The 11951-nt window shown below is 42.7% G+C and carries 12 protein-coding genes; 5 read left to right on the top strand and 7 right to left on the bottom strand.

Annotation, left to right across the window (positions count from 1 at the left end; all coding sequences use genetic code 11):
- Position 1: 1 nt before the first annotated feature.
- The 4 genes from GJQ68_RS03505 to GJQ68_RS03490 form a co-directional block, all read right to left on the bottom strand.
- Positions 2-214 (bottom strand): hypothetical protein, encoded by a 213-nt coding sequence (locus tag GJQ68_RS03505; protein ID WP_162340290.1) that lies wholly within the window; start codon positions 212-214, stop codon positions 2-4.
- Positions 215-429: 215 nt separating this feature from the next.
- Positions 430-711 carry a hypothetical protein gene (locus tag GJQ68_RS03500; RefSeq protein WP_162415925.1) on the bottom strand — a complete coding sequence of 94 codons (282 nt, stop codon included), beginning with the start codon at positions 709-711 and terminating at the stop codon, positions 430-432.
- A 175-nt stretch (positions 712-886) separates the two neighbouring features.
- Positions 887-3265 (bottom strand): ABC transporter permease, encoded by a 2379-nt coding sequence (locus tag GJQ68_RS03495; RefSeq protein WP_235941065.1) that lies wholly within the window; start codon positions 3263-3265, stop codon positions 887-889.
- A gap of 303 nt (positions 3266-3568) precedes the next feature.
- Positions 3569-4003 (bottom strand): helix-turn-helix domain-containing protein, encoded by a 435-nt coding sequence (locus GJQ68_RS03490; protein WP_162415923.1) that lies wholly within the window; start codon positions 4001-4003, stop codon positions 3569-3571.
- 168 nt (positions 4004-4171) lie between these two features.
- Between GJQ68_RS03490 and GJQ68_RS03485 the strand changes: the two genes are divergently transcribed.
- Together GJQ68_RS03485 and GJQ68_RS03480 are read left to right on the top strand one after the other, a co-directional pair.
- The gene (locus GJQ68_RS03485) at positions 4172-4423 is read left to right on the top strand and encodes a DUF6364 family protein (RefSeq protein WP_162415922.1); all 252 of its coding nucleotides are present in this window, start codon (positions 4172-4174) and stop codon (positions 4421-4423) included.
- The gene (locus tag GJQ68_RS03480; RefSeq protein ID WP_162415921.1) at positions 4401-4835 is read left to right on the top strand and encodes a type II toxin-antitoxin system VapC family toxin; all 435 of its coding nucleotides are present in this window, start codon (positions 4401-4403) and stop codon (positions 4833-4835) included. The genes GJQ68_RS03485 and GJQ68_RS03480 overlap by 23 nt, the downstream gene beginning before the upstream one ends.
- Positions 4836-4904: 69 nt before the next feature.
- Here GJQ68_RS03480 and GJQ68_RS03475 read toward each other — a convergent pair whose 3' ends face one another.
- Both GJQ68_RS03475 and GJQ68_RS03470 read right to left on the bottom strand, forming a co-directional pair.
- On the bottom strand, positions 4905-6032 hold the full coding sequence (locus GJQ68_RS03475; protein ID WP_162415920.1) for an ABC transporter permease: 1128 nt from the start codon (positions 6030-6032) through the stop codon (positions 4905-4907).
- Between the two features lie 35 nt (positions 6033-6067).
- The gene (locus GJQ68_RS03470; RefSeq protein WP_162415919.1) at positions 6068-7348 is read right to left on the bottom strand and encodes an ABC transporter permease; all 1281 of its coding nucleotides are present in this window, start codon (positions 7346-7348) and stop codon (positions 6068-6070) included.
- A 371-nt stretch (positions 7349-7719) separates the two neighbouring features.
- Here GJQ68_RS03470 and GJQ68_RS03465 point away from each other — a divergent pair, with 371 nt between their 5' ends.
- Entirely contained in the window at positions 7720-7986 is a 267-nt protein-coding gene (locus GJQ68_RS03465; protein WP_162415918.1) for a DUF6364 family protein, read from the top strand.
- Complete coding sequence (locus tag GJQ68_RS03460; RefSeq protein ID WP_162415917.1) at positions 7967-8386, top strand: type II toxin-antitoxin system VapC family toxin; 420 nt, start codon at positions 7967-7969, stop codon at positions 8384-8386. The genes GJQ68_RS03465 and GJQ68_RS03460 overlap by 20 nt, the downstream gene beginning before the upstream one ends.
- 75 nt (positions 8387-8461) lie before the next feature.
- Here GJQ68_RS03460 and GJQ68_RS03455 read toward each other — a convergent pair whose 3' ends face one another.
- Complete coding sequence (locus GJQ68_RS03455) at positions 8462-10822, bottom strand: ABC transporter permease (protein WP_162415916.1); 2361 nt, start codon at positions 10820-10822, stop codon at positions 8462-8464.
- Between the two features lie 286 nt (positions 10823-11108).
- Between GJQ68_RS03455 and GJQ68_RS03450 the strand changes: the two genes are divergently transcribed.
- Positions 11109-11921: a sugar phosphate isomerase/epimerase family protein gene (locus tag GJQ68_RS03450; protein WP_162415915.1), complete on the top strand. Its 813-nt coding sequence runs from the start codon at positions 11109-11111 to the stop codon at positions 11919-11921.
- Positions 11922-11951 lie beyond the last annotated feature (30 nt).

Genomic DNA, 11951 nt, shown 5'->3' with positions numbered 1-11951 from the left:
ATTATCCTTGTTTTCGAAAATGCTCTTTTTTCCATTTATTAAAAACCGCCTGCGTATAGTTCTTATCTTCAAATGCTTTGTCCGCTTCCCTTACAGCTTTTTCAGAAAGGTAGGTAACCAGTAATGATTTAATTTCCTGCAAATCTTCCTCTGATTGTTCATGGCTGAACAGCTTCAGAATTTCCAATTGTGTCTCATTTAGAGGGTTTGACATAATAACAGTTAATATTTTTAATAAATTCTTCGTTCAAAAATACAAAAAAGGACAAATAAAGAAAAATAGCAATCAACTTACCCAACGTTCTGGTCAATAAGTTGGTTGTGATTTTTGAAGTAAGAGAGGTGCCTGAAAAAGAAATTTGCTGACACAAAAAGGCAGTGAAATTTCTTCCAAGACTTTGTTTCCCTCCCTGCCTTCTCGGCTTTTCTTTAAACCTCAGGTATTTTACCTCCTTCTCTCTTTTCCACAAACGTAATCGGTACAAATTTTTCCGTCGGCGCACCAATATAATAAAGCCCCCAATTGGGGTCATGATGCGACAGCATTTCGGAAAGACAGTCTGCCCGATGACCTTTGGGATCCTGACAATCTTCCCAATAAAACAACTCCACCTTGTAGTGTTGAGCTTGTTTTTGGTTGTTGATCGTCACTTCGATTTGGATGTCCTGTTTTTTAGAGCTCGTTGGAATGGGGATAGCGATGTACGTCATGGGATTTGATTTTATAGTGATTCATCAGTTATAATTGCCAAGGCTAGGGGCCATAAAATGCCCGTAATGGTTCCTGAGTTGAGTCCAAGGTGAATTATCTTGCTTGTTAATCCATTATTTGTTCGCGAGTTAACCTGATTTCATGAATTTGGCATCATTGTCTTAATCTCCAAAATCAATCACTCTTCAAACTATTTACCGGATTTACCAGGGCCGCCCGGACTGCTTGTGAACCAATGGTCACCATTGCGGCTATTACGGCCAACATCCCTGCCAATAGATAAACCCACCATCCTATCGCCGCTTTATAGGCGAACCCTTCCAACCATTTATTCATGGCATACCAGGTGACCGGCGTAGCCATTACAATCGCTACCAACACCAGCTTAATAAAATCCTTGGACAGCAGCGTTACAATACTGGAAACCTCTGCCCCAAGTACCTTCCTGATTCCGATTTCTTTGGTTCTGATCTCTGCCGTGTAGGTGGCTAGGCCGAACAGTCCCAGGCTTGCAATTAGGATCGCTAACACTGAAAACACCGTAAATATTTTTCTGAACTTGAAATCAGCCTGATACTGTTTGTTAAAATCCTCATCCAAAAAACTATACAAAAAGGGCCTGTGCGGGGCAATGTTTTTCCAAATCGCTTCCACTTCAGAAATGGTTTTTTGCAGACTGTCAGGCTTCACTTTGAGCGAAAGGAAGCGACTTGCATCGGCTTCAAAGGGTAACGTCAAAGGTTCAATATTTCGATGGAGCGAAATAAAATTAAAATCTTTTACCACCCCAATCACTTCTCCAGCCCTTCCCCATTGGTCAAATTTCTTCCCGACTATATCAGCCGGATGGGCATAGCCAAATTGGCGGGCGGCGGCTTCATTTACCACCAGGGCAGCAGTCGAATCTGAAGGATATTCCCTTGAATAGGACCTGCCTGCCACCAATTCCATATCAAAGTGGTCAATAAAATCGATTCCCACCTGAAAAATGGCCTGGCCTTTTTGAATCATTTCCCCATCAGGCCCTTGGATGCTTGTTCCGGCATTTGGAAAATAGCCACCCGGGACGCTTCTCGAAAAAGCGGCGGAAAGAATCGCCGGATTTGATTCCAGCTCGCTTTTAAGTGTATTGGACCTGCTATTGACTATTTCATCATAATTGTAATCCAACACCAACATCTGCTCTTTGTCAAACCCCATGTCTTTATCCAATAGGTGATTCATTTGGGTATAGACGATGAGGGTCCCTGCAATCAGGATAATGGATAGGCTGAACTGGAAAATTACCAGCCCCTTTCTAAGGCTGACCCCACTATTATCGGTTACGGAAATACCTTTTAAAATCTGAACTGGCCTGAAACCTGACAATACAAATGCCGGATAGGATCCAGCCAATAAACCAATAACCATTAACACCCCGATCATGGCTGGGACCGTTTGCCAGTTAACAAACCTTGCCAACCCCAGTTCTTTGCCCGTGATGCTATTCATCAGCGGCATCGCCACAGATAGCAAAACAATGGAAGCCAACATGGCAAAAAACACGATGATAATGGATTCTCCCAAAAACTGAAAGATAAGGTGCTTTCTGTCAGCACCCACGGATTTTCTGATGCCTACTTCCTTGGCGCGCTCCATGGACCTGGCGGTGGACAGGTTCATAAAGTTGATCATGGCGATGACCAAAATGAAAATGCCAATCACCGAAAAAACATAAATATTGGACAGGTTCCCCGTTTCGCCCGGTTGTCTGTCCGCATCTGATCTAAGGTAAAAATCCTTCATCGGCTCCACATCGACAGTATAGAGTGGGTTATCTTGCCTTGTCGCCAGAAACTCAGGTATTTTCTGCCTAAAGGAGGCGAGGTTAAAATTCTCGTTGACCAGAAAGTACGTATAGAAATCCACGTATCCCCAACTATCAAATACCTCGGGCCAATATTGCCTGAATGTACTCAAAGAAAGCAGCATGTTGAATTTAAAATGTGAGTTCGCCGGAATGTCTTCGATGACGGCAGTGACCGTGTAATCTCCCGCATCGGACCTTCCCGGTGAGTCACTTCCTTTTAGGATTTTGCCAATAGGGTCTTCGTTTCCAAAATACCTTTTGGCGGTGCTCTCCGTCATCACCATGCTGTAGGGTGCCGTCAAGGCTGTTTTGGAATCACCTCTAATCACTTCCCAACTAAAAACATCAAAGGCCGTCGAATCCATAAAAAATACGCCGTTTTCCTGATAGGAATTTTCACCATCTGTCAACAAAATATCTGAACTCCCGGAGAACTGGACAACTTTGTCTATTTCAGGAAAATAACTCTTGAGAGCGGATCCCACCGGTGCATTATGCCAAACCCAGAAAGGATTGGCCCCGGCACTTTCAGCTTGCTCCTTGGATGGAAGGGTCCCGTGGGTCAAACGGTATATTTGATCTCTTTTTTCATGATAAGAATCAACCGAAAGCTCATCCTGTACATACATGAAAATCAGAAAACAACAGGTCATTCCCAACCCCAACCCAAAAATATTGATAAAGGAGTAGGCTTTCTTTTTCAAAAGGTTTCGCCAGGCGATTTTGAAATAATTTTTTAGCATAGCACATTAACCAAAGCAGGCAATTTTAAAAGGTGTGTTTGCGAGTTTTATGCCAAGGAAAAAGTAGGTATACAGCCGTTTCGGGCTGCTTATCGGTTTCTTTAAGTTGATTTTCGGACAAAAATGTCCGTGAACGGGCGATTTTAATATTGAGGAAAAAAGAAATTGAATTAGACTTAATAACCTGCTGACGAAACCCCAAACCAATTTGATACTTACCTGATTTAGGTTTTGTTAATACCGATTAACTACACCAAGAAGCAATTATACATGCGTTAACAAAAATTCAGCATCCATATTGAGTTTTTTGTGTGCGGCTTTTAAGAAGGCAACATCAGGTTCCCGTTTACCGGTTAATATCTGGGACAGTTTTGGTGCACCAATACCCAAAACCTCAGCCAGTCGTTCTTGAGTGAACTCAAGCTCTACCATCTTCAGTTCTAATGCTTGCCGTAACGTATTGGGTTTGATTGGCATAAGTTCCATTGTATTGTCTTCATAGGCTTCAGCTAGTTTAGAAAGGTCCGACAACATCTTTGTTTCCCCTTTTGTTAGTTTATGGAACCCCCCTTTCAAAGTTGCTTTTTCCAACAGCGACTCCACCGTTTTCATTACTGCCAGGTACTCTTTTTCATTTAATCCATAGGTCAAGAATGGTATTTTCATTACCAAATATAAGGAAAGTATAATAGATTTCATTTACAAAAAACCTTCAATCCTCCATTGGAAATTGACCAAAGGCATATTTAGCAGATTTCTATAATGGCACATCGTAGTCCTGATTGACCGGGCAGTTTTAAATTTTGACAACAGTTTTAAAGTAGTTAATACGTATATTTTCTTAAACACGTATGTGACATAAGAACCATGAAAACAAAATTGACCCTAACCGTAAAAAAGAGCATCATAGATGCGGCCAAAAGAAGGGCAAAAAACAAGGGGATTTCCCTTTCCCGAATGTTTGAGGAAATTTTTGAAGAAGAAGGTTCCAACGAAATTAAAACTGAGCCCCAACGCGCAGCTGAAAGATTACTTCAAATGCTTGAAACCTCAAAGAGCTTGCCCACAAAAGAGAATAAGGAATTGATTAAATCCCATGTTAAAAGGAAGTTTGCCTGAAGTTTTTCTTGACACAGATGTTGCTTTTGATATCATTTCTAAACGGGAACCCCATTTCGAAAATGCTATCAAATTGCTTGAAATGGCTTCCAAGGACCAAATTGCCCTTCAAATTGCTGAAAGCAGCATTGCCAACCTGATTTACCTGTCCTTTGAAATTTATAAGTTAGCTGATGCATCCTCAAAAATATTGAATTTTATTGGGGCATGTAATGTGGTCAATGGCGGTAAACCAATAATATTGGAAGCTTTGGCATCGCCATTCAAGGTTAAAGAAGATGCGCTGCAATACTATACTGCGCTGCATTCTGGTGCGGATTACTTTATTACCAGAAAGACAAAGCATTACAAATTCACTTCACCTATGCTTCCAGTATTTCACCCATTGGAATTTTATGGTAAAATTTTATGAGAGCAACCGAAGCCGTGAATGGTGTCCATTCTTTGGACTTTTGAAAGGAATAAATTTGGATAATTATTATTATTCACTTCTCAATGCCTCGACTGGATCGGCAACAGCTGCCCTGATGGTTTGGAAGCTTAAGGTCAACAAGGCAATCACCATCGCTACCAGCCCCGCCACCGCAAATATCCACCAGTCTATACCAATCCGGTAAGCGAAATTTTCCAGCCAACGGTCCATGACATACCAGGCAATAGGTGAAGCGATGATGATTGCAACCAATACCAGTTTTATAAAATCTTTGCCAAGAAGTGCCAGTATCACTGTAACATTAGCACCCATCACTTTGCGGATACCTATTTCTTTGGTGCGCTGTTGGACAGATACGGTGATCATTCCCAACAGACCTAAACTGGATAGAAGAATGCTTAATCCACCAAATGTCATACTCATCGTCAAAGCCCTTCGGTCCTCTTTGTACAGCCTGTCAAATTCCTCATCCAGAAACGAATATTCAAATGGATGCTCTGGGGAAAAATCATTCCATACTTTTTTTGTATGGTCCAGTGCCTGAGTTGGATTTTCCGCATTTACCTTAACCAAATAAGAAGAACCTCCATAGGGGTCAAGCGAAAATACGACTGGGTCGATTTTTTCATGTAAACTCTTGTGATGATAGTCCTTTACTACTCCAATAATACTACCCATTTCTTCTGATCCGGTCTGATATGAAATGGTAGAAAACGCGGTGCCCACTACAGGTTCCTCAAGTCCGAAAATTTTAACAGCGGTTTCATTGATGATAAAATTGAAGCGGTCGGCCTCATTTTCGGACTCAAACCAGCGACCAGCGACCAGGGTTAGGTTGGCCAATTCGGCATAATCCTCGTCTGCCCAAATCATCACTGCGTCAACAGTTTCCTGGGTTTTCGGGTACCCAGACCAGGAAATATCAACAGGCTGTTTCCATTTGTCATCCACCACTGAGGTACCATTGACTTGAGAAACCGACTGAATGGCACTACTTGCAAGTAAATTGGTTTTAATACTATTCACCCGGGTCCAATGGCGTTCTTTTGCATCCTCATCACCAAATCCAAAGCCTAAAGGCAAGCGTACATGTAACCTAAATACCTGTTCCTTTTGGTAACTTTCGGTTTGCTGCTGTATAAAGGCAAATTGATAATGGATGGTAACAATGCCCACAAGCAGCACAATGGTAAATACAAGTTGGCCTGTAACTAACGCTTTTCTGAATCCCTGACGACTGTCAACACCTGATTTTTAAGCAACCCTATCGGCTTCAACGTAGCCAAAACCATAGCTGGATATAGGCTGGTTAGAATGAAAACCAAAACAACTATCCCCAGAATTAACAGTAAAACATGAGGATTCATCAGGTTGAGTACAAGGTTTCTTTCTACAAACGCATTGAACTCAGGAAGAACCAATAAAACCAACAACAACGTTACCCCTGCTGCCATGATGATCGACAAGAAGGTTTCCACCATTACCTGGACAAACAAATGATGTTTGGACGCTCCCACAATTTTTCGAATCCCGATTTCCTTTAAACGGGTACCGATCCTGGCAATGGACAGGTTAACAAAATTGACACTGGCTACGCCAAGCAGTAATATAGCCAGAATGGAAAATACCCATAGGTTGAGGGTATTCCCATGAGGAATGGTCTGATCAAGGAGGTCCCTGTCAAAATGTAAATCCGTAAGCGCAACCAATTTGGATTTTCTAGGTGAATCGGCCATCCATTTCGGCCGATTATTGGTTATGATTTCACTTATTTTTTTCTCTGCTTCCTTAACAGAAGCACCTTGGTACAACTTTATAAACATAAGTTGAGAAAAAATGCCCCAAGATTTTGTGTCATCAGAATCCCCCTTTCTTTCGTTGTAAAAGGAATTTGAAACCAGGACATCCTGCTGGAAAGAAGAGTTGGCAGGTATATCCTCAATAATGGCAGCTACAGTATAGGGGATTGAATCAATGTAAAGGGTTTGTTGTAATGGGGGCAAGTCTCCAAAATACTTGGCTGCTTTGGACCTTGTCAGGATAACGGAACGGGGATTATTGAAAAAATAGTCCATGCTTCCCCGGTGAACTTTATAATCAAACATGTCAATCCAGTCCTTGCCCACGATCAGGGCATTTGGTTCTTTGAATTGGTGGCCATTGATTTCTAAAACCTTTCTCCCTACATTAATACCGGCCATTGCCATTTGCTCTATTTCAGGTACCTTCTCTTGAATGGCCTCGAAAGCAGGGTATTGGGAAGTCCCACCAAATGGGTATTCTGCTTTAATTGTGTCGTAATCAGCTCTTAGGTAAATCCGTTCTGCATCCGGATAATAGTTGTCAAAGCGCAGCTCATTTTGACTCCAAAGAAGAATAAGCACAGCCGCCGCCATGGCAATGGCCAGCCCTCCTATGTGTATGGTAGAGCTTATTTTGGTTTGCCAGAGATAGCGAAAGGCGATTTTAAAGAAATTTTTTACCATGGTCATATTTGTTGTGATTTGACTAAATCAGGCATCCGTTTCCAGTTATTCCCAATCCAAACAAATCCATCCCGATTTTATCTTTCCATTCTGTTTACTACTACCATGCCATTGAAATTCCTACTGAAATTGTATAAAAGGCCCCATTCACTGGTATTATGATTTCCCAAACGAACAAAAACGTCCGCTGTCGGGCGAATTATCTGGAAATTATCAAATTAATTAATTTCGAGCCGATCCATTGGAATTTCGGGTGCGTATATCAGCCTCGAACCAAAAGGAAATATAGGACCCTGGCACCTTGGAAACAACCCAATTAATTTATTGACTTTCTTATGCGTATTAACTATATTTATGCGCATAAGAGGTTTGAAAATATGAAAAAGCGACTAAACATCACGGTCAACGATGAACTGATCAAAAAAATAAAACGATATGCGGATCTGAAGCAAATCAGTCTATCCCAAATTGTCGAAGAGCACTTTGAGGAATTATTGAAGCGGCCATCCACGCTTACTAAAGAAATGTCCCTTGTAGCATATGTGAAAACCTTGCCAAAATCCAAGGTAGATTTTCCAACCGATTTTGATTTTAAAAAAGAGTATTACAAAACAAAAGCGTCTAATGAACAAAATGCTGTTTGATGCCAATGTTCTTTTGGATTTTTTTCTTGAGCGAAACCCCCACCCAGAAAAAATTGAAAAATTATTTAGCCTGATTGACAATAAAACGGTGGAGGGATATGTAACTGTATCAATACTTCAAATCTGTGCTTATTATCTGACATCGGCAAAAGGGGTGGAGGTAGCAAAAGAGGTTTTAGAGATGATTATTTTAAAGTTTCAACTACTGGAAGGGACTAAAAAAACAGTACTGAACGCTTTAAAATCAGAACATCGGGACATTGAGGATGCCATTCACTATTTCATTGCCGTTGAATACGAGATGAACGCAATAGTTACTTTGGACAAGAATTTTATCAAGTTGTCTTCACGGTATTTACCCATATACAGCCCTTCTGACCTATTGAGGGTATTAGGATAGGAGTACTTTATGGCAATTTCATATAGGGTATACAAATTTTTGAATGATCACCCCATCACCCGTCTCCAGACAATCCTACTCGCTTTTCAGCGTCTCCGCAGGATTTACCAATGCCGCTTTGATCGCCTGAGAACTCACGGTCAACAAGGCAATCACAAGCGTCAGGCCGCCCGTCCAAAGGAACAAGGTCCAATCAATACTGGTCCGGTAGGCGAAAGTCGCCAGCCAGTTGCTCATCAAGTACCAGGTTACCGGAATGCCAATGACCACCGAGATTAGAACTAACCGGGAGAATTCAGACGATAACATGCCCACGACACTTGTGATGGAAGCTCCCAGTACTTTTCGAACGGAAATTTCCTTTTTTCTTCGCTCCGCGATAAAGTTCGCCAGGCCAAAAAGCCCCATGCCGGAGATGATCACCGCCAGGCCGGTAAAAAGAGCGGTAAGATTCGCACTGCGTTCCTGAGACTTGAATTTCCGGGCATGTTCCTCAGCTACAAATTTATATTCAAAGGGTGCATCGGGATTGAACTTATCGAAAAGGGTCTCCACACTGGCCAGTGAATTCCCATAGTCTGCATTTTCGGCAAACCGGATATGAATGAAATTCAACTGGCGCTTTGGGCCCATCACCATTATCGGATGTGCCTCATCGAATGGGGATTCCACAATAAAATCCTTCACAACGCCCACAATGGTGAACTCAAAGGCATCATCCTTGACTACCTGACCGATTGGATCATTCAAGCCCATCACTTCCACGGCTTTTTCGTTGACTATTGCCGAAAGGCTATCGCTGGCATACGTATAGATATCGATGTCCCTGCCAGCGGTCAAGGTCATGCCAGCTGTTTTTACCAGGTTGGCATCGGCGCCCATCCGGCTAATATTTGGCTTGAAATCCGGATTCTTGCCCTGCCATTCCATGCCATCCGTGTCACTGTAAATATTGGTCAAAGGAGAAAAGGTGTAACTTACTGCAGTTACCTCAGGGAGCGCCAACAACTCATTGCGAAGCGCCACTTTATTTTTTCTTATGCTGGCCGTCACCGGATGGAAAATGAGCAGATCTTTATCGATTCCCATATCCCTGTTTTGAACATAGCGTATCTGATCCTGAACGACCCAGGCACATGAGATGAGGGTGACCACCACGGCAAATTGAAAAACCACCAGGATCTCACGGGGCTTTAACCCAAGCCCCCGCTTTGTCCCCATTTGCGACTTAAAAATGGTTACAGGCTTGAAAGCACTTAATAAGAATGCAGGATACGCACCTGCCAATACTCCTGTGACAAAGACATAAATGACAGAAATTACCCAAAAATAGGGTTGATTAAAGGGGTTGGCCAACTCCTGCCCCACCAGATTTTTAAACCAGGAAAAAGAAAGCGAAACCATAACGATGGCCAGCAAGTAAGCAGCAAGCGCAATTAAAATGGATTCGGCCAGGAATTGTCCGATCAACATCCCCCTGCCCGCCCCGGAGATTTTCCGGATGCCTACTTCTTTGGATCGTTGATCACTTTGAGCTGTACTTAGGTTTACAAAATTGATCGCCGCGATAAGCAAAACGATGATGGAAATAATACCAAACATCCGGATCATTTCTATTTTTCCGCCTACAGACTTACCATTTTCAAACTTCGAATAGAGATGGAGGTCGCGCATGGGGAAAAGAAAATCTGAAATGGCTTCTAATTCAGAATTCCTCACCGTAAAGTCCGAAAATTTTTCATTGAAAGCCGACAGGTCTGCCCGTTCATTTAAAAGGGCAAAGGTTCGGTAGGAATTATTCCCCCAAAAATCGTCCACCCAGCCCAATGATTCGATCTTTTTAAAAGGCAAAAATACAGTAAAGGGGAAGTCTGTGTTCTCCGGTAAATCTTTGATAATTGCTTTTACTTCAAAATCCAGTTGTTTCGCCACGGTGACAATGCCACCCATTGCAGAGCGTTTTCCAAAGAGCTTTTTAGCGACGGATTCGGTAAGCACAACTGATCCTGGCTCATTTAGTGCCGCTATGGGGTCGCCTGCCAGTACTTCAAAACTAAAAAGCTTAAAAAAACCCGGGTCCGTAAAAGTAGCTTCTTCATAAAAGTTATTTTCCCCTACCGTCAAAAGCTGCTGGTCCCATTCCGTAATCCTTGCTACTTCTTCCACCTCGGGAAACTGTGCCTTCATGGCAGGGGCGTAGGGGGCAGGGGTATAGTCCCAGGTAAAAACCTCCCCTTGCATTCCAGCATTTCTCCAGACGGCATAGACCCTATCTGTATTTTCATGAAAGCGGTCCACAGACATTTCAAACTGTACCCATATAAGGATTAGGATGGAGGCGGCCATGCCGATTCCCAGGCCAGCTACATGGATGAAGGTGTCGCTTTTTTTTCGGCTAATGTTTCGCCAGGCGATGGTAAGGTAGTTTTTCCACATAATATATAAGTAGTGCTTTACCAATTCACTTCTACTTCCATGCCATCCAAAACCGCCCCGAATGGCATTATGACCACGATTTTTATATCATAGCATTTCCGATTCGAACAAAATTGTTCGCTATCGGGCATTTAACGGGGATTTGCAAAGGTATTGATCGATTACCCATACATCCAAAATTCATTTTGTCCCACTTGGGGAAATAACCCATTTATTCTTTTGTTTTACATGATTTTTTTAAGAGATTCCTTTTTACAAATTTTCTCACACCATTACCACGCTTGAAATGTCGATTAAATTTTACGCGCCCCTGTGGGGTAACACCCTGCCTTTTAAAGAATTTTGTGAAAAAGTAAAAGAAGCCGGATACGACGGGGTGGAAATGGACCTTCCGCTGGAAGAAAAAGAGAAGGGAGAGGTATTAAACCGCTTGAGAGAATGTGATCTGGAATTGATCGCCCAGTACTACCAGTCTTTTGAAGCAGATCCTTCCGCCAATCTAACCGCTTATAACCGATACCTGGAACACCTGTTGGCCGCCAAACCGGTAGCTGTAAACTGTCAAACGGGCAAGGATTATTTTAACTTTAACGAAAACCAGGCCCATTTCAGTCTGGCACAAAAACTTTCGGACACATCGGGTATTCCCATTACCCACGAAACCCATCGCGGCAAATGCCTGTATTCAGCCCCGATAGCAAGTACCTATTTCCAACAAATTCCTGACCTCCGCATTTGCCTGGATATTTCGCATTGGTGCAACGTGCACGAATCCTTGCTGGAAGATCAAAAGGAAGCCGTAGAACTGGCCCTATCCCGAACCGATCATATTCACAGTAGGGTAGGTTTTGCGGAAGGGCCGCAGGTAAACGACCCCAGGGCTCCGGAATGGAGCGATGCCTTGCAAGCCCATCTCGGTTGGTGGGATCGGGTGGTACAAAGGCATCAAAAACAGGGTACCTTACTTCGAATTACCACCGAGTTCGGACCTTTTCCCTATATGCCCTCCCTTCCTCATACCCAAATGCCTGTTGCCAATCAATGGGAAATCAATGTATACATGCTTGATTTGCTAAAAAACAGGTACCTAACTAAATAAAAGATTTTGGGTTAGACCCTGTTGCCCCCC

This window comes from Cyclobacterium roseum, from assembly GCF_010119225.1.
Lineage (GTDB): Bacteria > Bacteroidota > Bacteroidia > Cytophagales > Cyclobacteriaceae > Cyclobacterium > Cyclobacterium roseum.
The sequence above is the reverse complement of the archived record's forward strand: the minus strand, read 5'-3'. Positions and strand labels throughout refer to the sequence as shown.

Excerpts from the sequence above, each read along its gene's own strand:
- GJQ68_RS03455 (WP_162415916.1), bottom strand. The coding sequence starts at position 10,822 with ATGTGGAAAAACTACCTTACCATCGCCTGGCGAAACATTAGCCGAAAA.
- GJQ68_RS03450 (WP_162415915.1), top strand. The coding sequence starts at position 11,109 with ATGTCGATTAAATTTTACGCGCCCCTGTGGGGTAACACCCTGCCTTTT.
- GJQ68_RS03470 (WP_162415919.1), bottom strand. The coding sequence starts at position 7,348 with ATGACCATGGTAAAAAATTTCTTTAAAATCGCCTTTCGCTATCTCTGG.
- GJQ68_RS03465 (WP_162415918.1), top strand. The coding sequence starts at position 7,720 with ATGAAAAAGCGACTAAACATCACGGTCAACGATGAACTGATCAAAAAA.
- GJQ68_RS03460 (WP_162415917.1), top strand. The coding sequence starts at position 7,967 with ATGAACAAAATGCTGTTTGATGCCAATGTTCTTTTGGATTTTTTTCTT.
- GJQ68_RS03505 (WP_162340290.1), bottom strand. The coding sequence starts at position 214 with ATGTCAAACCCTCTAAATGAGACACAATTGGAAATTCTGAAGCTGTTC.
- GJQ68_RS03480 (WP_162415921.1), top strand. The coding sequence starts at position 4,401 with ATGTTAAAAGGAAGTTTGCCTGAAGTTTTTCTTGACACAGATGTTGCT.
- GJQ68_RS03490 (WP_162415923.1), bottom strand. The coding sequence starts at position 4,003 with ATGAAATCTATTATACTTTCCTTATATTTGGTAATGAAAATACCATTC.
- GJQ68_RS03485 (WP_162415922.1), top strand. The coding sequence starts at position 4,172 with ATGAAAACAAAATTGACCCTAACCGTAAAAAAGAGCATCATAGATGCG.
- GJQ68_RS03500 (WP_162415925.1), bottom strand. The coding sequence starts at position 711 with ATGACGTACATCGCTATCCCCATTCCAACGAGCTCTAAAAAACAGGAC.